Source organism: Acinetobacter sp. G11 (genome assembly GCF_049808495.1).
Taxonomy (GTDB): Bacteria; Pseudomonadota; Gammaproteobacteria; order Pseudomonadales; family Moraxellaceae; genus Acinetobacter; species Acinetobacter kookii.
In genome coordinates this window covers 1-24,826 of the sequence record NZ_JBNCAT010000007.1, presented here as the reverse complement: position 1 = coordinate 24,826, position 24,826 = coordinate 1, and the positions used below count along the sequence as shown (strand labels likewise).

The window sequence follows — 24,826 nt, the reverse complement described above, 5'->3', positions numbered from 1 at the left end:
GTTAAAGATACAATGATTATTGAAAATTTCGGCGCCGTTTATGGTGCTGAATAATATTCCATCGCCACAATAATCGCGTAATTACGAAGAATACAATTGCAAAGATGAAAGCCTCTAGTATCAAGCCGGATAATAAAATTTTCGCCAGGCTCAAGTCGATGTGTCCATGCCCAAAGTGAGTGATAGCATGGCTGATTTGATGCAACACACCCAGCATCATATCCTGATCAATCATATTGACCTGGAAAATTTTGCTGCCTAACCAGAACCCCAAATACAGGATCGGAACCAAGGTAAAAGGATTGGTCAGCCAGGCAAGACATAAGCTCACAGGCAAATTGACTTCAAATAGCAATACGGTCAATACAATCAAAATACTGTGAAAAGGTAAGGGCATCATGCCCCAAAACGTGCCAATAAAAACGGCTTTTGAAATGGACTTTCTGTTCACATACCAAAGTAAAGGATTTAAGGTGCGTTCACCAAAAATCTTCATTACTTTCATCCCTGCAACTTTTTGCGGAGAGGGAAGCCATGACTGAAAGAACTGTTTTGCCATAGAAAGAGGCCGCTTAAATGATGAGGTATTGTGCCTGAATCAATCCCTAAGGGACAGATCAAGCTAGATAAATGTAAATGATTAAACTTAAAAAAAGATTTATTGAAATTTTTTTTAACAAATGACTCAAGAGTTAAATGATAAGAATAATTTTAATTTATTGAATTTTAAATGATTTTAAAAACAGATTTTAGGTTTTTAAAAGATGTAAAATTTCTGATTTGCTAAGTACAATAAAGTGATTTACTCTTCGCGCACTCTATAGAGAGATCGCATATGATTTCATGGTTATTCATTGGTTTAGTCATTACCATTCTATTGACGCCTGGCCCAACAAATACCTTGCTAGCCTCTTCTGGCATTCAGGTCGGTGTACGTAAATCATTGCGATTAATTCCTGCGGAGTCATGTGGCTACTTAATTGCAATTACTGTTTGGGGCTTAATCATTGGTACCGTTTCTGCAAAATTTCCAATATTACCTATCATCCTAAAACTTGTGAGTGCCGGCTATATTGTTTTTCTGGCAATTAAACTCTGGAAAACCGCAGATATTGAAGCAAGTTTTAATCTGCCGACGATTCGTCCTCAGGAATTGTTCTGTGCAACTTTACTGAACCCTAAAGCCTTGCTCTTTGCTTCCGCTGTTTTTCCAGGTACAGCATGGCTCAGCATAAATCATTATATGGCACATATTGTGATGTTCCTGCTTTTAATTGTCCCGATTGCCTTGTTCTGGATTTTTATCGGTTCCATCCTTGCTTCCAATAAAGTACGCTGGCTCAATCAGTCCAATTTACAAAAAACTGCTTCATTGGTTTTATTAAGCTTTTCCATTCCACTCAGTTATTCAGCTCTTTTAAGTCTTTAAACTTTTGAATCTTTAAACTTTTAAGTCTTGAAATCACGCTGATGAAAATGTTCATTTTGTAAAAAATGACATCATCGCCCGATCATTATTTTCATTGTAGCCAATTTCAGTTAAAGTACAGCGCAATAATCGAATTAACTATTTTTGGATTGAAATAATGGCAATTAAGTCTGATCGTTGGATTCGCGAAATGAGCGAAAAACACGGCATGATTGAACCGTATGCAGAAAACCAGGTACGTTATGATGAAGCAGGTGAAAAACTCATCTCTTACGGTGTTTCAAGCTATGGTTATGATGTTCGTTGTGCACGTGAATTTAAAGTATTTACCAATGTACATTCAGCAATTGTCGATCCAAAAAACTTTGATGAAAAAAGTTTTATTGATATTGAATCAGATGTCTGCATTATTCCACCCAATTCATTTGCCTTGGCCCGTACCGTTGAATATTTCCGTATTCCGCGTAATGTCTTGACAGTATGTCTTGGTAAATCGACTTATGCACGCTGCGGTATTATTGTAAATGTCACGCCGCTTGAACCGGAATGGGAAGGTCATGTGACACTGGAGTTCTCTAACACTACCAACTTGCCGGCACGTATTTATGCAGGTGAGGGTGTGGCGCAAATGTTGTTCTTTGAATCGGATGAAGTATGCGAAACCTCCTATAAAGACCGTGGCGGTAAATACCAGGGACAAACCGGTGTAACGTTGCCGAAAGCATAAAGATTATAAACAATTGAATAAACGGACCATTTGGGTCCGTTTATTTTTTATGCGATTCATTCATCGGAAACTGGGTTCATTCGATCTGTTTTTTTTGCAATTGCACTAATATTCAGCATAATAAAAAGTTGTACAGACTTGGTAATAACATTGTCGTCATGACAAATAAGTAAAAATTAGGCATACCAAGTATAGGATGAATTAAAAATAATGATGCGGAGCATCTGATAAAAAGGAAGGTCGTGATGACTCAAAGTTGGAATAATGCAAGATTTAAAAAATCTTGTTTGGCGAGTATGCTCGCAGCTTTACTTAGCCCATCAGTTTATGCGCTTGAATCTTTGTCAGATGATCACCTTTCTGAAACCACAGGTGAAGGGGTTGCACTGGCTCTTGAAAATTTCAAGATGGTCTTTCAAGGGCCAAACGAAATTTCACAAGCTTCAAGTTATGGCAAAGGAATTATCGATGCAGGACAGTATGATACGGGCTTTATCCGCATTATTCCGACCGGTGAAAATTATGAATTACTGGGTCAGCGTGCTTACACAAAAATTTATAATCAAGCCTATACCGATGCTTACTTAAGCGGGAAGGCTGCGAATTATAATGGTGTTTACGAAACTACCTATCAGACTTCTTATGATAGTTATCGGACCACTAATTACACTGCAGTGAAAACGGATGTAGCGACTAATTATACTGCTGAATATCGGGGGAACGTGGTACAGAGTTATATCGATTCTCCTTTAATGAAGCAATATTATCAACAACGTTATGATGATTATTATAATGGGAATGTGTGGCCATTAAGTGTAACAGATGATGGTACAACTGAACCGGGTGCTTTGGACTCGACATTAGGGATAAAGAGTAAATCTCAAGAATATGCTACAAAAAATACATTAGAGATGATCGAATTGCTTTATGGTAATCGTTCAACTGAAAGCATACCGTCAACCACCTATTCACAAAGTGTAACCAGGCAAAATGTAATTGATAACGTTCTTGTTAAGAATCTATTGGATGCTAAAACACAAGAAGTGCTCAATCAACAAGCCGCTGAATATGCGAAGAACCAAGCTACTACAGCAAGTAATACTGCACTTGCTGCGGTTGAAACTGAAGCCATTCGATTGGCAAAATTGGCAGCAGCTCAAGCTACAGTAGGAAGTTTAAGAACCAAAGCAGACGTTTTTATTTATGGTCTGGCCCTGTCTAAAAGCGACGGGTCCTTGAGTACCCGATACAGTAATCAAGGCTTTAATTGGGGAACTGCAGCAAATCCATGGCTGATTCGTGCAGGTAATGTGGATACGATTCAGTTTGCAAAAGGCAATAAGGCCAATGTGGGTTATATTGCTTTGGAGGCACCTTTAAAGTTAAAAGGGACAGATACCAGTGATACTTTTAAATTGGGCTTCTGGAGCGATATTTTTTCACGCCAATTAAATTCAAGTAATACTGTAGATCCCTTAACTGGAGCACCTACTTCTGGCCTGGATAAAGATTATCGTTTGAGGACCCAGTTTATTGCCAATGGCTTGAATTTAAATGGGTCACAAGTTCGATTATTCCAAACATTACCAGCGACGAGCAATGCCAATTACAATCAAACTTTAGGCATGGCTGCAATTTTACGTCTAAATACTAATGATGATCCATCTACGCTAAAAGCAACGGATTCTAATTTAGATGCTCGTGGAATTAGAATCAGTACTGCTGCCAAAAAAGGTCCGGACAGTAATCCTGATTTATATGATGGCACAGCAGTCACTCCAGCTATTGACCGCTCATTAGCTCCAATATTTAATGATGTGGAAGGGATGTATTTATATAGTCCCAATATCAACTTGGTATTAGGAAATATGTATCAGCCTTTTATTTTAGGGTCTGAAGGCAATAATATTATTTTAGAAATTACCCGTATTCCAAATGTGCCAGAAATATATTCACAAATTTATACCTATTATAGTGACACAGACTCAACCACTGTGTTGAAAGATAAAAATAATCAGAATATTGCGATGGTCGATAAAGATGGAGTGACCTACACGACCCTTTCTAGTTATTTAAAAGGTTCAACCTGTAATGTTTATAGTTGCGGTACTGAAATTGCCACGACTGCAAATAATATTACGACGACTTATCAAGGTCGAAATGCAACCCATAGTAGTATTACGATTGGTACGGTAGAACGGTCAGCTACAGGCAATTTGTTAAATGCGAACAAAACTGCCGATGCAACCGGGGTGGTCTTTAAAAATATTAATGGCCAGCCGACAAATTTAGGCTCGGTTGCAATTGATGGTGTACTCATTCAGCACCTAAAAATAAAAACAACAGGTTTATAGGAGAATAGGCTATGTATCCACGTGTTAAGACTTCTATCCTGAACCTGGTTTGTTCAATTTCTATGCTGGCGTTTATCCCTATTGCCAATGCACAGTTAGTGGGTATGGACAATCATGAGATGACTGATGTATCAGGACAAGGCGGTGCAGATTTAAGTTGGACTCTATCGTTAAATCACCGTTATGCTAAAGATTTATCTCTAAAAAATATTTCAGTTTTTGATGCAACAGGTAAGGCCACAGAGGCATTTTATTCTTATAGTTGTACAGACAATGTATTTTGTCGTTTAGCGATTGCACCGAATAATCATAAAGATGCTATGGGTAATAAAAAATGGTTGGTTTTTAAAGGCATTCAAGGCACTTTACAAATTGATAAGTTTTCATTAGATGGTTCGACCATTATAAACCGTGACGGTAATCCTCAAACTGCATTACAAATTTCTTTTTTTGATGATAAGCCGCTTAAAATTCGAAATTTAGGTTTTAATACTTTGGCGGTCGAAACAGGCACTTCAAGTGCTGAAGGTTATGCCAACAATATGATTTATACTACCTATACAGAAAAAAAGTCTGATGGAACTACAGTTCCTGGCTTAGATGTCCCCATGTTTGATAAAAATACAGAAAAAGGCTTTATGGGCTTAAATATGCATGGCAATTTGCACCTGTCAGGCAATTTAAAAATATTCAGTTTTAACTGTACAGGTGCTGGAACTGCGCGCTGTTAATTGAATAAAGTCAAATAGGGATATAAGAATGAAAAAAATAACAAAGTTAAAAATGCTTACGGCGAGTATTTTGATTGCACAACAAAGCTATGCATTTGAGCAACTTTCTGATGACTCTCTTGGTTCGGTAACAGGGCAAGATGGTATCACCATTACGCATGAGATCTCCAAGGCAACCATTAATGCTGTCAACTGGGTGGATTCTTCTTCAAAAAGCAATCCTAGCGATTCATTGCAACGCCCTGATACCATGAAACTTGGTCTGAAAGATGTAACCCTGTTAGGCGTCAATAATCAACCGATTGTTTCTAAACTTGACTTTGATGTCGGAACAACAGCTCGAGGGGCGGGAATTCGTATAGAAGCGAACATTTCTCCATTTGAATTGGCTGTCAAGGATGTCATGTTACTGTGCACTGATGCAACTAAATGTCAGACTCCTCAACAAAGTTTAGGTTCTCTTGATATCAAAACCAGTTCACCGCTTCGTGTACTTCTTCAAACGCAAGCAGGATTATTCAATCGAGATGAAACGGCACACCTTAATTTTCAATTACAAAATGCCAGTATCAGTCACGGATTAAACGGGCAAAAGCTCACTCTGAAAGACTTTAACTTCAATTTTTCTGGTGATGGCTATATGTATCTGAGTTCTTATCAAGAAAGAACATCAAACAGCTACATGGATGAAGGAATTGTCCTGACCACGAAGAGTCGTGATGGTGCCACGGATCATGTTGTGATGTTGGGGAGAGTGGATGACAGCGATCCAGTTGCCAGTGCAAATTCACAGCCTGGTCGTGATACCATACATTCATCAAGAACCACGGCAACCAATCCAGGGATAAATATCGACCTGCGTTATGGCAGTGATCCGACTCAGCAGCGAAATTTAATTCGTATGGGAGCCTCGGGTGCAGTCACCAATGCCACAATTTTCTTAAATGCCAATCAAAGTGGGATCACCGATTTTGGCCGTACCTCAACAGCCACAATAACAGGTTATGATGCGGTAGGGTTGGGTGGACTGCATTTTGGTGTTTCTGCCGATTTCACCCGTGAAGGGAATACGCTTTTAGGTACTAATCAGACCCCAACAACCCTTGAAATTGGTCATACAGGTAATGGAAGTTATGCGATTGAATTTTCCAATTTATCACCTTTAACTGTTCGTAATTCGAGTACTAAAACAGATGTAAATACCAAAAATGCCTATATTGATTTTGGTGACATTTATATTAATGCGATACAGGCAAAAAGTTTAGATTTTTTAATTAACGATAAAATTAAAAAAACTTTAGGGGTGAGTGGTTTAGTTCAGACACAGCAATTATCTTCTCTTGAAAAAGGGAATGACTTTGCACTGATTGCTATACGCGGTATGGATTTTCAATCGATTGCACGTAAAGCACGGTTTATTGCAGATAACTCTTTGGCTGAAATTACCAATGATACCAGTAGCTGGGGAATTGGTATCCCTATTTATAATTTGAATGCCAATGTCGCACTTGCAGGCACAGAATATACATCGAAAGTGGATGCTGGGACCAAAAAAGGAATAGCCTACAATGTGATGGCAAGTACCGATGGGTATGGAATTGACAAAAAAACAGGTGCAGCGAGTACAACATCGTTAATTTTAATCGATGGAAAGAAAGGACTGCTCAATGAAGAAGTAAATTACTATGCTGGTTTACGTAATATTGATGCATTTGTCAAAGCCAAAGGCGTGATTGGTTATGAAGAGCAAGGAATCTATATTAGTGCCGATGATTTACTGGTTGCTGCCAGCGCAGAAATTGCGATTGGTCAATTACCTGGCTCACTCTATAACTGTACCACTGGCTCTGCTAAATGTGGCAGTGTCGTGCCTGTTGATAATTTCGCCCGTAAAGATGATGTGCTGACCTCCATCGCCTTTAAACTCGATGGTAAAGGGGATTTGTTCATTATTCCCGGTATGAATGATAATGCAGAAAATAATTTCTTATCTTTCCGTGCCAATTTTGAATTTAATGCATTATCAGACACAGATAAATTGAACCCAAATATTTTGGGGAGCTACTTTAGTTTGATTAACGAAGACGTCGATGCGAATAACACGGTGATAAAAACTTCAAGTATTAATTTTAATAAATTGCAAGGTGCTCTAGCACTTGAATCACGAGTCAAGATGCAAAAAGATACCGTCATATTTGATAATAAAGTGGATATTAATCCAGCTAAATCTTTAAATCAGGTATTCAGGACCGAATTATCGATGTCAACCATGCCGAATCAAATGCAAAAGATGGCAGATATTGCAATTACAGGTGGAAGTATAAGAAGTAATTTAGGGATTACTCCACGTTAATCTGCTTGAGAATAAATAAAAGAATAGGGATAGAATCTTATGAAAAAAATATTATTGGCAAGTTTGATTGTTTCATCTATTGCAATACCAGGTTTAAGTCATGCAATGGTGGCTATGGATGATGATTCATTATCTGGTGTAAGTGGTCAGGCATTATTGTCTATGGAATATAATGCAGGTTATAACGTTATTGATGCTAAGGGACAAAATGTAGACCAGACGAATCTGGGGTTTTATAAATTGGGTCTGGAAGCTGAAATGGAAATCAATGCCAATATTAAAAAGCTGCAATTAGGTTGTGGTGGGGTAAATGGTATTGGCAAATGTGATATTGATATTGATAATATTTCTTTAAGTGGTTTGCAAGGCACGAACTATACCTCTGATGATCGTGCGGCAAGTTCAGCCCTTATTACCAATCCATTTGTTGAGTTCGCTATTAAAAATCCAAAATCTGCTTCTACTCGTGAGGTATTGGGCTTTCGTTTAAGTGCTGAAAAAATTGCTGGCTTAATGACAATAGGAACAGAAAATAGCAGTACGCCGAATGGGATTAACTCCTTTAGTGGTTATATGAAAACCAAAGCCTCTTCTGGAGTAGCAACCACAGATCCAAGGGTGATGAATTATGCTGCAACGGGTCAGTATATTGAAGGTGCTGTAATAGGAACATTGATTGGTATCCCTTTAGAATTACATTATAAGTCAAATGATTATTCATTTAACTTAACTTCAACAACAGCACCTTTTACCATTCCATCTACAATTGTATCTGGAACACGTCTGACTGAGGCAGTCCTAAAAGGAACGGGAACGGTAAATAAAATCGATTTTGCTGGACCTTTAGCTGCACAGATTTCAGCATTGGGTTTAAATTTAACACTTGATAAAGACATTACCGGCTCTTTAACCGGCTTGCAGACTGATATTACAGTGAACCAGAATTTAGGTTTGATCCATTCTTTGTATTTAAATAACGCAAGTTCATTATCGCTACAGACACAGCAAATATTATGGCCAGGTGCATCGGTTGCTGCAAATCGAGGATGGTGGTTAGCAATTGAAGATGAAGTGGATTTAGGGAGTATTAGTCCAACAACCAATGTAAAAATCACCGACGAAGTGCTTAAACAAACAATTGCAGGGATTAATCATGATTTAACCTCTAAGCCACGTCCCTGTGGGGATTTGCTTATCGGATGTGTTGCCACTGCAGCGCTTGATGTGGGTGAAATTAAGAACCCTGCAGTGATTAATTTTCCATTACAAAACTTAACCTTGCAAGGGCAGAACTTTAAGTCAAACTGTTTCGGTGGTCTGAAATTCTGTTAATCCTAAAATAAAAAATCCCGCTAAATGGCGGGATTTTTTTATTTTAAGGAGCAATTACTTTGCAATTTTAGCCAGTAATTCTTCTTTAGAGATATTTACAGATTCAGCATCGGTACGGCCTTTATATTCAAAGGTACCAGCATCCAGACCTTTTTCACCAATTACAATACGGTGTGGAATACCCGTAATTTCAAGGTCAGAGAATTTCACCCCTGGACGCTCGTCACGGTCATCCAAAATTACGTCATAACCCGCCGCTTGTAGTTCTGCATACAGTGCTTCTGCGGCTTCCAGAGTACGTGGTGATTTGTGGGCATTCATAGGCACAATTGCCACTTCAAACGGTGCAATTGCAGAAGGCCAGATAATCCCTTTGTCATCGAAGTTTTGTTCAATGGCAGAAGCCACCACACGCGTTACTCCAATACCATAGCAACCCATGGTTACGATCATCGGTTTGCCGTCTTTACCCAAAACTTTGCAGCCTAAAGCTTCAGAGTATTTTTTGCCCAGCTGGAAGATGTGGCCGACTTCAATACCACGCTTGATTTGCAGCGTACCTTTACCATCTGGAGATGGATCACCTTCAACTACATTACGCAAGTCATAAACTTCTGTAAAGGTTGCATCACGTTCCCAGTTCACACCTGTTGCATGTTTGTCGGCTTCATTGGCACCCGCAACAAAATCAGAAAGCACAGATGCTGCACGGTCAACAATCACGGTAATACCTTTTTCAACCAGACCCTGCGGACCAATGAAGCCAGTGATTAAACCAAGTGCCTGAATTTGAGCTTCAGATGCAAATGTTAAAGGCGCAGCGATTAATGGATGCTTTTCAGCTTTAATTTCATTCAGTTCATGATCGCCACGAAGGAATAAAGCAACAACTGGGGCTTCTTTGCCTTCTTCAGTTGCCACACCTTGCACCAATAGTGCTTTTACAGATTGTGCAGCATCAGTACCCAGGAAGTTTGATACATCCGCAATGGTTTTTTGAGCTGGTGTATCCACCAGTTTTAATTCTTGAGTTGCAGCTGCGCGTTCACCCACCAGTACAGCTTCTGCCATTTCTACATTGGCAGCATAATCAGATTCTGTAGAGAAGGCGATATCATCTTCACCACTTGATGCCAGAACGTGGAATTCATGCGAACCTGAACCGCCAATTGAGCCAGTGTCTGCCTGTACTGGACGGAAGTCTAAGCCCAAACGGCTAAAGATACGGCAGTACGTGTCATACATCACGTCATAGGTTTCTTGCAGTGAGGCTTGATCGATATGGAAAGAGTAAGCATCTTTCATGATGAATTCACGTGAACGCATTACGCCAAAACGTGGACGCACTTCATCACGGAATTTGGTTTGAATCTGGTAGAAATTCATTGGAAGCTGTTTGTAACTTTTCAGTTCGTTGCGCGCAAGATCAGTGATGACTTCTTCATGGGTTGGGCCAAGTACAAAATCGTTGTTATGGCGGTCTTTAAAACGTAAAAGCTCTGGACCATATTGCACAAAGCGGCCTGATTCTTCCCAAAGGCTTGAAGGCTGGGTTACTGGCATGAAGACTTCAAGCGATCCGGCACGGTTCATTTCTTCACGTACAATCGCTTCAACTTTATTTAGCACACGTACGCCCATCGGCAACCAAGTGTATAAACCCGAAGCCAATTTACGAATCATCCCCGCACGTAACATGAGCTGATGTGAAATCACTTCAGCATCGTTTGGGGTTTCTCTTAACGTAGCAAATAAAAAGCGACTCGCGCGCATGGAAACTGTCCTGATAATTAAGCGTTAAAGCATAAGATTATATGATAAAAAATGAGGTGAACATTTCAGAATGTCACCTCAAAGTTATGGCTTTTATTATGCCATGATTTTTCGGATTTGGCGCGTCATAAAATTCTTCAAGTCATCCAGATAGGTAAAGATAACGGGTACAACCACCAGCGTTAACAATGTGGAGGTAATGACGCCGCCAATCACGGCATGCGCCATAGGGGCACTTTGTTCGCCCCCTTCACCCAGACCCAGTGCCAGGGGAATCATCCCCATCACCATGGCGCTAGTGGTCATTAAAATAGGACGTAGACGTGTTTTACCCGCTTCAATAATGGCGTCATAACGATCAACCCCACGATCCATGGCTTTTTTAATGAAGTCAATCAACAGGATGGCATTCTTGGTCACCAGTCCCATCAGCATGATAATGCCAATAATGGAAAACAGGTTCATGGTGGAATTAAACAGGAATAAAGCCAGGAATACCCCAATCAGCGAGAGGGGAAGGGAAGCCATAATCGCAGCAGGGTGAATGAAGCTGTTAAATTGTGAACCCAATACAATATAGATAAACACAATGGAAAGGGTAATGGCGGTTAAGGCATAGCCTGCCGATTCTGCCATGTCTTTATTCGCACCTTGGGTGGCAAAGCTATAGCCGGGTGGTAAATCAAAATTATCTTGAATTTTTTTGATATCCGCACCGATATCGCCTGCCGGTCGGCCGGCGGTATTGGCTTCTACCAGTACTTCACGGGCCAAGTCACGCCGGGTAATCTGCGAAGCGCCCAACGTTTCGTTAAACGATGCCACACTTGCCAGCGGTATTAATATCGGCTGACCAGAGGCATCGGTTTTTTGTGAGTTCAGATAAAGATTTTGTATATCGCTCGGCAAGGTACGTCTGTTTTCAGTCAGGCGAAGATTGACCTCATAGATTTCGCCTTTTTCATCTTGCCAGGTGGTGACATCATCGCCTGCAATTAAAGGACGGATAACATTGGCAATCTGATTGACAGAAAGACCCAAATCACTCGCCAGGACACGATTGATATGAACCGCCAAGGTGGGTTTAGATTCTTTAAGCGAGCTTTCAAGATCGACGATCCCTTCAATTTTGGAAATTTCTGCCAGAAAGCGATCGGAGATTTTTTGCAGTTCGTTCAGGTCGGTGCCTTTAATGGAAATCAGGATCGGCTTTTGACCGCCAGAAACAGTTTCATCTGCCGAAGCCACCGAGGTAATGGTAATGCCCGCTACGCTTTGCAAGCGCTGGCGAAACTCGTTATTTAGTTGGGTCAGGGTTTTCTCACGTTCCAGGCGAGGGGTGACCTTGATCCGTATACTGACATGGTTTTTACCTCGATCCGTTACCCCGTTGATAATGCTATAAGTATTACGTACATCTGGATGCTGGCGAAGAATATTTTCCACTTGCAACAACTTGGCTTGTGAATATTCGAGTGAGGCATCTACAGGCGTTTCAAATTTAATTCGAATTTCATTTTTATCTGGAACAGGAACAAATTCCGTGCCAATCAATTTGGATAAACCCAATGCACCAAAAAGTGAAGCGACCGCAACCATCAAGGTTAAAATACGGAAGCGGAGTGCCAGCTTTAACAGCTTTTCATAATAATGGCTTAAATGATCAAGCTTGTTGGAGATCCACTTGAAGAAGCGCTTGATTCTGCCGGGTCGTTTATTGGGATCATGTTTTTCAGCCCAGTGCGCAGAAAGCATAGGATCAAGGGTAAAGCTGACAAACATCGAAATCAGCACGGCAGCGCTGACCGTGACCCCAAACTGATAGAAGAATTTACCGATAATCCCGCCCATAAATGCAACCGGTAAAAATACCGCGACAATGGTCAGGGTAGTGGCTAAAACCGCCAGCCCGATTTCCTTGGTGCCATCCAGTGCTGCTGTGACGGCATCTTTACCCATATCGGCATGACGGACAATATTTTCCCGCACCACAATGGCATCATCAATCAGCAGGCCAATACTGAGGGATAAGGCCAGCAAGGTCATCATGTTGATGGTGAAGCCAAAAGCCCAAATAAAGGTCAAGGTACCGAGCAGCGAAATCGGTAAGGTCAGTCCGGTAATGGCGGTGGAACGAAAAGAACCCAGGAACAGCAAAACAATCAGAACAGCAAGCACCGCACCTTCAATAATGGTGCGTGCCACATCCTGAATACTGCCACGAATACCCCGGGAGCTATCGACGGCAACTTTCGCCACAGTACCCTCGGGTAGCTGTTTCTCGATTTTCGCCATGGCTTTATAGGTGGCATTGACTACATCAATCACATTGGAGTCTGAACTGCGCAAAATATCAATCGCGACCGCAGCTTTACCATTTAAATAAGCACTTGATTCGAAGTCAGCTTGACCATCTTCAATATTCGCCACCTGTTTCAGGTAAATGGGTGCACCATTTTTATTGGCAATAATCAGGTCACCAAAAGATTGCGGATGAATCACTTTGGACTTGATCTCTACCACCAGTTCAGAGGTAGGCTGTTTTAAGGTTCCTCCGGGAACTTCAATATTTTCACCTTTCAGGGTGTTAATAACCTTGTCTACACCAATGCCAAAGCTTTGCAGTTTTTGCGGATCGACCTCAATACGAATCTGGCGTTGAGCATCTCCCAACAAGTTCACTGTACCCACGCCCGGTACAGTGCGGAGTTGCGGAACAATGCGCTGACTTAAATAGGAGCTTAAATCCCGCAAGCTCATGTTGTCTGATTCAAATACAATCGACATCACCGCATTGGCGGTCGGATCGTAACGTTCAACAACAGGGTCTTGAATTTCATCACGAAACTGGGCAGTAACAGGGGAGATTTTATCTCGAATATCCTGTGCGGCTACCGCAGAAGACACATCCAGATTGAATTCGACAATAATGGTCGATAGCCCTTCACTGGACTGGGAAATAATCTGTTTTAAACCCGAAATGGTATTGATCTGGTCTTCCATTTTTTTGGTAATTTCAGATTCAATGGTTTCCGGGGAGGCACCCGGATAGGAAGTATAGACCACCACAAAAGGGAAATCGACATCGGGAAATTCTTCTACACCCATCCGTTGCCAAGATGCCAGTCCCAGTACCAGTAAACACAACATCATCATGATGGTGAAAACAGGATATTTAACACTAATTCGGGTAAACCACATAAGAACAATCCTGTACTTATTTTTTTATTATTTATTGATGATGACCGCTTGATGAATGTCCTGGTCATTAAATTTGATACGGCTAATCTGGTCAGCGTCTTGCAGTCCTTGCACGACAGCCAAATTGTCCCGATAGCGCTGTTCCAAGATTACTACAGGGACTTTTTCAATTTTGTTCTGGCGGATCACCCATACATAAGGCTTATCTTTGATATTCTGGATCACATCGAGCGGAATAAGCTGACCTGAAACCTGGGTCGAAGCCAGAATGTTGCCTTCCACAAAAGCACCGATGCTGAGTGAGTTGATCGTCTCGTTGGGTTTGGCAAAAAATTCAATCTGGCGGCTGGCAGGATCAGCAATAGGAGAGACTCGAGATAAAACCGCCGTCAGTTGCGCTGGATTACCTTGAATGGTGTATTCAATACGTTGTCCAACTTTTAATGCGGACTGCATGTCACTTGGTAATTTGGCCTGAATTTCCAGTTGATTCGGATCCACGATTTCAAACAGGGTCTGGCCAGCAGCAACCGTTTGGCCTGCATCGACCTGGCGCTGTGTAATCACTCCGGAAATGGGGCTATAAATGGTACCTTCACGCTCGGCCTTCTGGGCAATATTCACATTTGCCTGCTGTGCGTGCACATTTTCCAGTTGCGCCTGATAGTCAACATGAGCCTGTTCATATTCAACTTTGGAGATGAAGCCTTGATCCAATAAGCGCTTTTTGCGCTGCATCATATTTTTAGCCAGACTGGCCTGAGCTTGTGTCGCTGCCAAATTGGCCTGAGCTTGCGCTAAGCGTGCCGCATTGTCCTGATTATTCAGGCGAACCAGTACTTGACCTTTAGAAACCGACTGTCCGACCTGTACATAGACCTGGGTTGCGGTGGCAGTGACCTGAGCCTGTATGCTACTTTGATTAACTGCACGAAGTGTACCGGTAAAAGCACTTTTAGCGATAGAAGTGCCATTCTTTACAGAAACTAAATCCTTTTCAATTAACTCGATTTTTTTTGTGGTTTCTACAGGTTTTTCTATTTCATTTTTTTGGCAAGCAGTCAGAAGTAGACTCAAACAGAGGAAACTGGTGCTTAAATATTGCGTATGGTCCCTTAATTTAGATTTATTTGTATGCTGTCGAGGTAGCATGTAGGTTCATCCTTTTTTTATTTATTGTGGCTTAAATTAAGCGCTTCACATAATAAATGCAATTATTCCAGCGCTTTTAAGCGAGCGATAATATTGTCGTATTCTGCTTGTGTTTTTCGATAGTTTATTTGTAATGATTGAATCATTGTTCTTTTTGCTTCAATATTCTTTTGATTATTCTCGATGGTAGTTTTCAAGCTGACAGGAATGTTTTCAGCCTTACGTAAATGTTCAATCTGCTGACGCTTAAAGTAGATACGGTCAGTCTGTAATTGTTTTAACTGGTCTTGCTGGAAGGCAATCTGCTTTTTAATGTTGCCCAATGCGTCATTACGTTTTGCCAGTGCAACCTGGCTATTACCATAAGCTTTTTTTAGTTTTAAGTCAGTTGCCTGCTGCTTGGCGTGGGCTGCACGCTGGGGGGCCTGTTTGATGTCGGCTTCAGTATTATAGGCATGATTACGCCGGATGACCTGCATATTCTGATCTAGGGCTTCGTAGCCATGGCGAATATGGTTGGGGGTGACATTGGTACTAATATTGGCTACCCCTTTACTGTCGTAGTAGCGATACCAGGTGGCTTTGGGTAGTGGATTTTCAGCATATGCCACTGCTGCCTGCAAAACGAGAAAAGAAAGAAAAATGAATCTAAAGTTCATTTTTTTTTGTGCAATGAAAGCAAGTTTGTATTTAAACTGACTTTGCATTGTTACCCCCGAATAAAAGTTGACTAAATTACTTATTTTAAAAGCAATAAATAGGCTATATTAGACTTAAAATAAGCAATAAAAAACCTCTGTCTGTCAAAAAAAAATCATTGGTCGATAGAAAGTGTGAAGCTGTTATTGAAAATAAAAAAAAGTGAGTCTTTCTGCGGAAAATGTTCATTGAAAAGGCAAGTAAAGATATGTTAAAAATGTTCGTAACTTGTAATAAAATTTTTGACTAAAATTGTTTGTACATTCTAAAAATGGGAAGGATCATTAAATGGACGAAAAATTCCAAAATCTAAAAGTGATGGTGATTGATGATTCAAAAACCATTCGTCGTACAGCAGAAACATTATTACAACGTGAAGGTTGTGAAGTTGTGACCGCAGTAGATGGTTTTGAGGCTTTGGCAAAAATTGCTGAAGCAAATCCGGATATCGTTTTTGTAGATATCATGATGCCACGTTTAGACGGTTATCAAACTTGTGCATTGATTAAAAATTCGCAGAATTATCAGAATATTCCAGTCATTATGCTGTCAAGTAAAGATGGTTTATTTGACCAGGCAAAAGGTCGTGTTGTAGGTTCGGATGAGTATTTAACTAAACCTTTTAGTAAAGATGAATTGTTAAACGCAATCCGTAATCACGTAACAGCATAAGTTTATTTTTATTGGGGGAAAAGCATGTCACGTATTCTTATCGTTGATGATTCACCTACAGAAACATTTCGTTTTAGAGAGATTTTAACCAAGCATGGCTTTGAGGTGATTGAAGCGGCAAATGGGGCGGATGGTGTCACAATGGCACAAGCAGAATTGCCAGATCTGGTGCTTATGGATGTGGTCATGCCTGGAGTAAACGGGTTTCAGGCGACACGTCAAATTGCACGGGGTTCTACGACCAAACACATTCCGATTGTGATTGTCAGTACCAAGGATCAGGCAACTGACCGCGTTTGGGGAAAACGTCAGGGGGCAAGTGATTATTTAACCAAGCCTGTAGACGAAAACCAATTAATTGATGTGATTAAGCACCACCTCAATGCAGGATAAGCTCTATGGCAGCAAATGGATTTATCGAATTACTTCGGCTGGCTAAACGTGGCAATAAAAACTACGTTACCACTGAAAATGAAGTAAACCGATGGTCAGGCATTGCTTTTGAGATGATGGGACAATATTTTGTTGCCCCTTTGGGTGAAGTATCTGAAGTGATCTATCCACCAAAATATACACCGGTTCCCAATACCCAATCATGGGTGATGGGGCTGGCCAATATTCGGGGACGTTTACTTTCAGTCGCTGATTTGGCGCATTATATTTCCGGACATCGAAGTCAGTTTTCACCGACTCAAAAAGTATTGTGTATTAGTCATAATGACCATTATGTCGGTTTGGTGGTAGATCAGGTTTTGGGGATTCAACACTTTAATAAGAAAAGCTTCTTTTCTAAAAACAGTGAATTAGATAGCAATTTACAAGAATATTGTCAGGGATATTTTTATCAACATAATCAGCACTGGCATGTTTTCTTATTTAGTCGTTTATTGCAAAACCCAAAATACATGAATGCCTCTGTAAAATTTATAAATTAATAGTCGCAAGCTAAAGAATGATAGCGCAACTCGGGGAGAAGCTGGATGGGCTTTAAACTTAAAAAGAAGAATACAGGTGAAGGCACCGGCCGTAAGGGCGGGAATGCTTTATTAGCAAAGATTCAATCACAAACAGAGCAATTATCACGTGTATTTGGTGACAGTGAAAAGTCCAAACCATTGATTTTGGGCGCAGCATTTTCTCTGGTCGTAGCACTATTCTTATTATTATACCTATTCTATAGTGTGCCACGTAATAACGAATTGACACGTAGTGTGGGTGATTTGCGTCTATTGTCACAAACCATTTCACGTCAGGCGACTGATGCAACCGCTTCAGGAACCAAAGAGTCGATTGATAAATTAATTCAGTCGCAAAAAGAATTTGCTGAAAACTTGGAAACGGTTAAAGACATTCATCCACATACGGCTGCATTGGTGGACGTGGAAAAGCAGTGGAAATCGCTATCAGAAGGGATTGATTTAATTTCGTCCCAACAAAAAATGATTAACAAGCTGTACGATACCAACATTGCAATTGGCGAATCAATTCCAGGAATTCAGGCAGAATATAACCTGATGGTTGACCAGATGGCACGTCAAAACATGCCGTCTAACCAGGTTGTTATTGCGAAAAACCAGGTATTCATTGCAGAACGTATTTTGCGTTCGATCAGTTCGGTACTTACAGGTAATGACAACTCGCGCGAATCTGCGGATGACTTCAGTGCTGATACTGAAACCTTCGGTTCTTACCTGAATGCGCAGCTCAATGGTAGTGCAGAACTGGGTGTAGAACGTATTAGCGATCCGGCATTGCGTGAATCACTGGAAGGGATTAAAAGCGAATACGATGATGTACTAAAATCTGCTTCTGCAACGATTCTTTCAAACTCGGCTCAAATTGTAAAAGTACGTCAAGCTTCTGCTTCCATTTTTGCCCAGTCAGATGAATTGTTAACTAACCTGAATAAACTATCTGGCGGTTCAAGCTTGGCTATTGCACTTCCTGCCTTGCTTTTAATCTTGTGTTTGGTTGCTTTCCTGTTTGCTGTATTCAAATTGCTTGCATTACGTGGCCAGTCAGATAAACAGCGTGTGGCAAGCCTGCAAGAAGAATATGACCGTAACCAGAACGCGATTTTACGTTTACTGGATGAAATTGCCGACTTAGCGGATGGTGACTTGCGTTCATATGCAACGGTATCGGAAGATTTTACCGGTGCAATTGCCGACTCCATTAACTTCGCGATTGACCAGTTACGTGACCTGGTATCGCGTATTACTGAAACCTCTCAAGAAGTTGCGCAGTATACGGCGAATACCCAGGGCATTACCCACCAGCTTGCTGAAGCATCTGAACACCAGGCACAAGAGATTGCCGGTGCATCTGCCGCGATTAACGAAATGGCGATGTCTATTGACCAGGTATCGGCAAACGCGGAAGAATCTGCAGTGGTTGCGGAGCGTTCGGTACAAATTGCTGCCAATGGTGCAGAGGTTGTAAACCGTTCGATTGAAGGTATGGACACCATTCGTGAGCAGATCCAGGAAACCTCTAAACGTATTAAACGTCTGGGTGAATCTTCTCAGGAAATTGGTAACATCGTTGCCTTGATTAACGATATTGCCGACCAGACCAACATCCTGGCCTTGAACGCTGCAATTCAGGCGTCGATGGCAGGTGAAGCCGGTCGTGGTTTCGCCGTGGTAGCCGATGAGGTACAGCGTCTTGCGGAACGTTCAGCCTCTGCAACCAAACAGATTGAAGGCCTGGTAAAAACCATTCAAACAGATACCAACGAAGCCGTAATTTCGATGGAACAAACCACATCAGAGGTTGTTCGTGGTGCAAGCTTAACCAAGGATGCTGGCGTGGCACTGGATGAAATTCAAACGGTATCCAGCAACCTGGCGAAATTGATTGCCAGCATTTCGGACGCTGCAAAACTTCAGTCCGCTTCCGCTGGTCACATTGCGACAACGATGAATGTTGTACAAGAAATTACTTCGCAAACAACAACTGCAACTTTCGATACAGCACGTTCGGTATCGGAATTGGCAAATATGGCCGAATCATTACGTGAATCTGTAACTGACTTTAAATTACCTGACTAAGTTAATTCAACAGCGTTGCAGTGATATACCCTGCTCTCGGGCAGGGGGTATCCACAAGATACAGATAAAGCATCGACAAGATGAACTTAACTTCAAAGTTAGGTCTCGCGTGATGGTGACAATTAAGTTTGAGCAACCTTCTTGGTGGCAGATAAACGTAAGAAGCCTAAGCTATGAAAGAAATATTAAAAAATTTAGTTGAAACGACTACGCTTCCTGAAGATAGTTATCTTGATCAAGATGCAGAAATTTTAGAAATTTTTGTTGAAGAAATAGAAGAAATCTTCGTTGAATTGGGTACTTTATTTCCAGCTTGGTTGGAAAATCCTCATGACCAAGAAACTTTAACGACCATTCGCCGTCATTTCCATACGCTCAAAGGGTCGGGTCGTATGGTGGGGGCAAAATCTGCGGGCGAGTTGGCATGGTCGGTGGAAGATACTTTAAATCGTGTTATTTCCGGTACAGTACCTTTAGACAGCACAGTTCAACGATTTGCTCAGTCTGTGTTTAATATTTATCAATATAAGTTATACCCAATTTTTAAAACGGTACAAAATGCTGATATCGACTTAAGACCTTTAGTCCTATTGGGGCAGCAAATACAGCAGCAGGTCAGTTTGGAACCTGCACTGGAAGAATTGCTTGAGTTGTCTACCACAATGACCAGTGTCGACAGTCTCACTGGCCTGGAATTGCAGGATCAAGCATCTAGTGAAGCAGAACCTGAAACGGCAATCGAAACAACAGCCGCAGCAGCGCCAGTTGCATCAGACGATAACAATGATATTGAAGAAACGGTCGCGATCTTTATTGAAGAAGCGGAAGAACATCTGCTCACGATTGACCAGTTCCTGAAAACTGAACAGGAACAACATCAGGATTATAATGGCCTGATCCGTGCCTTGCATACCTTGCGTGGCAGTTCTTCCATGGCGCATATTGAGCAGATTTTTGCAGCCAGTACCAAGGTTGAAAACTTATTTAAAACACTTTTACAAGAAGAAATTGTTTCTACTTCCAGTCAGACTGCCTTACTGATTCAGTATGCTGAGTTTGTCCGTGATTATTTGCATATCTTAAGACAGGGTCAAACCCAGAAACTAGATGCAATCTATGCCACTTTCAATGCAGCATGGGACGATTATGGTTTCAATTCGGTAGAAGTCGATGAGGATGTCAATCCGCAAGGTCTGGTGTCCAAGCTGGTCGAATTAAATATTGATTTGCTTCTGGATGCGGAATTTGAATTTGAAAAACGTGCCAAAGTAGAATATCCAGAATACATTCAGACTTTAAGCCAGCAGGCACAGCAATTATTGGACCATACCGATAATCGTGCTGCGATGGGCATTCATCAATTTACCAATGAATTGAAGTCTGGCTATGAAGCCCTGATATTAAAACCGGAATTGCTCAATATCGATTATGCCTATGATCTGTTTGGGCAGGCACATCAAGAATTCATTCATCTGTTCGATACCTTGGCAGCAGGCCAGCGCGTTATTTTAACCGCTGATGTCCAGAAAGTTTTGAATGATCTTACCGCCTTTGTTCAGCAAGATCTTGAACAGTTTGCAGCGCATGAACCGAGTGTTGCAATGCAAGCAGAAGTTTTGGCAACGCCTGCTTCAGGCAGTCTAGATCTGGCCCAGATTTCACAAAAAATTCGTTCAGACCGTGCACAAATGCATGCTGCTGATGCAAATCGTGATTTTGATGAAGATTTGTTGGGTATCTTCCTGGAAGAAGCGGAAGAATTGTTGGGCGGGATAGATCGGGATTTGAACACCTGGTCGAAAGATCCATCCGATACAGCAGCACTGAATAATTTAATGCGTTATTTGCATACCCTCAAAGGGGGAGCAAATATGATTCAGGCGACGCATATTGGTTTGATTTCGCATGAATTGGAAAGCATGTATGAACGCGTGATCCGTCAGCAAATTGAAGTCAATCCACAGCTCATCAGCATTATTCGTCTAGTACAAGATGACGTTTCTGACCGCATTCAAATCATCCGTGACGATCAGATTGACTATGCTGCTGCTGAATCAATTGAAATTTTACGTAATATTCAAGCGATAGCTCAAGGTGGTGTGGTTGTCGGCATTGCCGTTGCAGAAGCAGCGCCTGAAGTTCAAATTGAAGCTGCAACTGAAATTGAGGAACTGGAAACTCCAGTCGAAACGGAAGCTGGCGCTGAAGTAGAAATTCAAATTGAAGCTGACATAGCTGCTGAGGAATCAGTGGAACCTGTTGCAATTTCAGCAGCAGAAGTCGATGCAGTTGCTGACATTGCTTTGGCAAGTCCAGCCCATGTTGAAGAGCCAGACGACAGTATCCGTTTAATTGCAGAAGAAACCTTCCTGGAAGAAGCAGAAGAAATTCTAGAGTCTACAGATAGCCTGCTGCAACAATGGTTTGAGCAGCGCAGTGACCGTAGTTTGCTGCTCCAATTGCAGCGTGCAGCCCACAGTTTGAAAGGTGGTGCGCGCATGGTGGAAAATGAACCGGTAGGGGCGATTGCTTACCAGCTGGAAACCACCTTCGAACGCTTCGCTGTGCATCAGTTCAATTCCAATGTTTATGACCTGTTATTGCAAACCACTTTGGCATGGTTAAAGCAGGCTATTTTCGAGCATGATTACAGTAATTTTGATAGCGTTAAATTAAGTTTAGAGTCGATTGAATTTGTTGATGTCATTGCGCAGTTGCCTAATCGCGTGACTCAGTCCGATATGCTGTCTACAGCTAAAGTCTTTGAATTTGTTCAGGGCGATGGTACCGAACCTCCAGCGATGATGGGTGAGTGGGATACAAGCAATCAACAGGACAACAGCAATGAAATGATCCGTATTTCTGCCGATCTGGTGGAAAAAATGATCGATTTGTCTGGTGAAAATGCGATTAACCGTTCGCGTATTGAAATGGACTTGGGGCAGTTTGGTAATACCCTCAACGAGATGGAATTGGCGATCAAGCGTCTGGCGGACCAGTTACGCCGAATGGAAGGCGAGCTAGAGTCGCAAATTATTGCCAAACATGGTGATAACTCACGTTATGCCGATTTTGACCCGCTGGAGATGGACCAATATTCATCATTGAACCAGTTGTCAAAATCACTGGCGGAATCTGCATCCGACTTGGTCGATTTCAAAACCACCTTGTCCGAAAAGATTCGTGATACGGAAGGCTTACTGTTACAACAATCACGCATTCAAGCCGAGATTCAGGAAAGCCTGATGCGTACCCGTCTGGTACCATTTGACCGTTTGTTGCCACGTTTACAGCGGATTGTGCGTCAGACATCATCAACCTTGAACCGTCCGGCAGAACTGGTGGTGCAAAACACCGAAGGTGAATTGGACCGTAACATTCTAGAGCGTCTGGTCACGCCTTTTGAGCACATGCTGCGTAATGCGATTGACCACGGTCTGGAAGACACTCACGTACGTCATGAACTTCAGAAGCCTGAAGTCGGAAAAATTGTCCTCAATATCAGCCGTCAAGGTACCGACGTCCTGGTGTCGTTCAGTGATGATGGTAAAGGGATTGATGAAGCAAAAATTAAAGAAAAAGCGCTCAGCCTGGGTTTAATTAAAGCCGATCAATCCATTGACAAGCAGGAAATCCTGCAATTAATTTTCCATCCTGGATTTAGTACCGCCAAAGAAGTGACCCAAATTTCCGGGCGTGGTGTAGGTCTGGACGTGGTGCAGAGCGAAATTAAGGCACTGGGCGGTCATATTTCCATCGAGTCTGAACTGGGTAAAGGCACAACCTTTACTATCCGGGTACCGACCACAGTAGCGGTGAGCGATGCCCTGATGGTGAAATCAGGTGATCAGCAGTTTGCGATTTCCTTGGCACAAATTGACCGTATTGTACGAATTGCACCATCTGCGCTGGAGCAATATTTCAACAGTAAAGAAGACTTCTTTAAAATTGATAACACCAGTTACAAACTGCGTTATTTATCCGAATTCGTTTCCAATCAGCCTTTGCCTCGCTTAAGTAATGTGGCGCATTCTTTGCCTGTGCTGCTCATTAAGGGCAATAATGGGCAAACCATTGCATTGCTTGTCGATCAGTTGATTGGTTCGCGTGCACAAATTGTGGTAAAACCGATTGGTCAGCAATTCTCAAGTGTCGGTGTCATTGCCGGAGCAACCATTTTAGGTGATGGTCAAGTCTGTCTGATTTTGGATGGTCAGAATATTGCCCGACAAATTCAGAACACCCAGCGTCTTAAACATGTGTCTGATCAGCGTGAGCATTCCCGTTACAGCAATGCACGCCGCCTGATCATGATTGTGGATGACTCGGTAACTGTACGTAAGGTGACTTCACGTTTACTTGAGCGTCAAGGCTTTGATGTGGTGACGGCCAAAGATGGTATTGATGCCATGGAGCAGCTGGAAAATGTCAAACCGGACTTGATGTTGCTGGATATTGAAATGCCGCGTATGGACGGTTTTGAAGTTACCAACCTGGTTCGTCACCATGATGTGCATCAAAACTTGCCTATTATCATGATTACGTCGAGAACAGGCGAGAAGCACCGTGAACGTGCATTCAGCCTGGGCGTAACGCACTATATGGGCAAACCGTTCCAGGAAGCGGAACTGCTGGAAAATGTGGAAAGTTTGTTAGAAATCAGTCAGGGATAATTCAATGAGCCAAAATAGTGTTTCAAACTCTGCTGTTGATCGAATTTCACAACAAGAGTTACACCACCTTATTACGGTATCTACCGGATTTATCGATACCTATATTATCGATTGCCATGGTAAGGAAGCGATGATTCTTCCGCAAAATATTGTCCTGTCTGCACTGGATAGCGCTACACAGGTGCCTTTTGTGGAATGGCATGAGTTGAAATTGCCGGTGTATGCGGTGAATGATCCGGAACGTAAAATGGGTGTAGCATTGGTCATTGAAGGCGATGATGTCAGTCAGCGTTTTGCCCTGATGTGTAATGAGATGCCAAAAACGATTCGTCTGCGTATTTCCGAAGTGGTAGATGAAGAGCGCACGGCAACAGATTCTGATGTATTCCAGTATGTACGCATGGGAGATCAGGTGTTTTATGTGCCTAATCTTGAACAGATTCAGTCTTCTTTAGGATTGTAATGTTGTCGCGTGTATAAAGCCGGGTAATAAAAAAGGAACTGTTAAGTCACTGCTGTCCCACAATTTTTACAAGAGGAAGCTCACATGAGCTTCCTCTTGTTTAATGGGGATTTTATCGGGTGAGAATAAAGCTTTTAAAGTTTTTCTTTCAAATAAATTCACTTGAATTATTCTGAGTAAGCGTTGAACTGTCCAACCCGCTTCCCCTAAATGT

17 protein-coding genes and 1 pseudogene are annotated in these 24,826 nt (G+C 41.8%); 12 read left to right on the top strand and 6 right to left on the bottom strand.

The features are described from left to right. Positions 1 to 16: 16 nt before the first annotated feature. A complete protein-coding gene (locus ACPUEY_RS04590) occupies positions 17 to 559 on the bottom strand; it encodes a DUF2062 domain-containing protein (RefSeq protein ID WP_092818798.1) in 543 nt (180 codons plus the stop codon). Positions 560 to 835: 276 nt separating this feature from the next. On the opposite strand from ACPUEY_RS04590, the gene ACPUEY_RS04585 reads away from it, so the two are divergent. The 6 genes from ACPUEY_RS04585 to ACPUEY_RS04560 all read left to right on the top strand — a co-directional run bounded on the left by ACPUEY_RS04585 (position 836) and on the right by ACPUEY_RS04560 (position 8,926). Beyond that, complete coding sequence (locus ACPUEY_RS04585; protein WP_261182846.1) at positions 836 to 1,429, top strand: LysE family translocator; 594 nt, start codon at positions 836 to 838, stop codon at positions 1,427 to 1,429. A 157-nt stretch (positions 1,430 to 1,586) separates the two neighbouring features. Next, a complete protein-coding gene (gene dcd / locus ACPUEY_RS04580; protein ID WP_092818796.1) occupies positions 1,587 to 2,156 on the top strand; it encodes a dCTP deaminase in 570 nt (189 codons plus the stop codon). Positions 2,157 to 2,401: 245 nt separating this feature from the next. Next, complete coding sequence (locus ACPUEY_RS04575; protein ID WP_425121290.1) at positions 2,402 to 4,510, top strand: hypothetical protein; 2,109 nt, start codon at positions 2,402 to 2,404, stop codon at positions 4,508 to 4,510. An 11-nt stretch (positions 4,511 to 4,521) separates the two neighbouring features. Further along, on the top strand, positions 4,522 to 5,241 hold the full coding sequence (locus ACPUEY_RS04570) for a hypothetical protein (protein ID WP_425121289.1): 720 nt from the start codon (positions 4,522 to 4,524) through the stop codon (positions 5,239 to 5,241). A gap of 28 nt (positions 5,242 to 5,269) precedes the next feature. Then, the gene (locus ACPUEY_RS04565; protein WP_425121288.1) at positions 5,270 to 7,594 is read left to right on the top strand and encodes a DUF6160 family protein; all 2,325 of its coding nucleotides are present in this window, start codon (positions 5,270 to 5,272) and stop codon (positions 7,592 to 7,594) included. 39 nt (positions 7,595 to 7,633) lie between these two features. Beyond that, entirely contained in the window at positions 7,634 to 8,926 is a 1,293-nt protein-coding gene (locus tag ACPUEY_RS04560) for a hypothetical protein (protein ID WP_425121287.1), read from the top strand. Between the two features lie 54 nt (positions 8,927 to 8,980). Here ACPUEY_RS04560 and ACPUEY_RS04555 read toward each other — a convergent pair whose 3' ends face one another. The 4 genes from ACPUEY_RS04555 to ACPUEY_RS04540 form a co-directional block, all read right to left on the bottom strand. Next, positions 8,981 to 10,699, bottom strand: coding sequence for a proline--tRNA ligase (locus ACPUEY_RS04555; RefSeq protein ID WP_425121286.1), 1,719 nt, complete (start codon positions 10,697 to 10,699; stop codon positions 8,981 to 8,983). Positions 10,700 to 10,795: 96 nt separating this feature from the next. Then, a complete protein-coding gene (locus ACPUEY_RS04550; RefSeq protein WP_425121285.1) occupies positions 10,796 to 13,900 on the bottom strand; it encodes an efflux RND transporter permease subunit in 3,105 nt (1,034 codons plus the stop codon). 27 nt (positions 13,901 to 13,927) lie between these two features. Beyond that, complete coding sequence (locus ACPUEY_RS04545) at positions 13,928 to 15,052, bottom strand: efflux RND transporter periplasmic adaptor subunit (protein WP_425121284.1); 1,125 nt, start codon at positions 15,050 to 15,052, stop codon at positions 13,928 to 13,930. Positions 15,053 to 15,114: 62 nt separating this feature from the next. After that, complete coding sequence (locus tag ACPUEY_RS04540) at positions 15,115 to 15,759, bottom strand: hypothetical protein (protein ID WP_425121283.1); 645 nt, start codon at positions 15,757 to 15,759, stop codon at positions 15,115 to 15,117. A 280-nt stretch (positions 15,760 to 16,039) separates the two neighbouring features. Between ACPUEY_RS04540 and pilG the strand changes: the two genes are divergently transcribed. From pilG to ACPUEY_RS04510, 6 genes are all read left to right on the top strand, one after another. Next, the gene (gene pilG, locus ACPUEY_RS04535; protein ID WP_086195987.1) at positions 16,040 to 16,423 is read left to right on the top strand and encodes a twitching motility response regulator PilG; all 384 of its coding nucleotides are present in this window, start codon (positions 16,040 to 16,042) and stop codon (positions 16,421 to 16,423) included. Positions 16,424 to 16,447: 24 nt separating this feature from the next. After that, complete coding sequence (locus tag ACPUEY_RS04530) at positions 16,448 to 16,816, top strand: response regulator (RefSeq protein WP_131273602.1); 369 nt, start codon at positions 16,448 to 16,450, stop codon at positions 16,814 to 16,816. 5 nt (positions 16,817 to 16,821) lie between these two features. After that, on the top strand, positions 16,822 to 17,358 hold the full coding sequence (locus ACPUEY_RS04525; protein ID WP_092818787.1) for a chemotaxis protein CheW: 537 nt from the start codon (positions 16,822 to 16,824) through the stop codon (positions 17,356 to 17,358). Between the two features lie 45 nt (positions 17,359 to 17,403). Then, complete coding sequence (locus ACPUEY_RS04520; protein WP_425121282.1) at positions 17,404 to 19,476, top strand: methyl-accepting chemotaxis protein; 2,073 nt, start codon at positions 17,404 to 17,406, stop codon at positions 19,474 to 19,476. Between the two features lie 173 nt (positions 19,477 to 19,649). Beyond that, on the top strand, positions 19,650 to 24,149 hold the full coding sequence (locus ACPUEY_RS04515; protein WP_425121281.1) for an Hpt domain-containing protein: 4,500 nt from the start codon (positions 19,650 to 19,652) through the stop codon (positions 24,147 to 24,149). Between the two features lie 4 nt (positions 24,150 to 24,153). Beyond that, entirely contained in the window at positions 24,154 to 24,612 is a 459-nt protein-coding gene (locus ACPUEY_RS04510; protein WP_131273600.1) for a hypothetical protein, read from the top strand. A 66-nt stretch (positions 24,613 to 24,678) separates the two neighbouring features. On the opposite strand, the pseudogene ACPUEY_RS04505 reads toward ACPUEY_RS04510, so the two are convergent. Next, a pseudogene (locus tag ACPUEY_RS04505) lies at positions 24,679 to 24,826 on the bottom strand (IS4 family transposase); the annotation flags it as partial.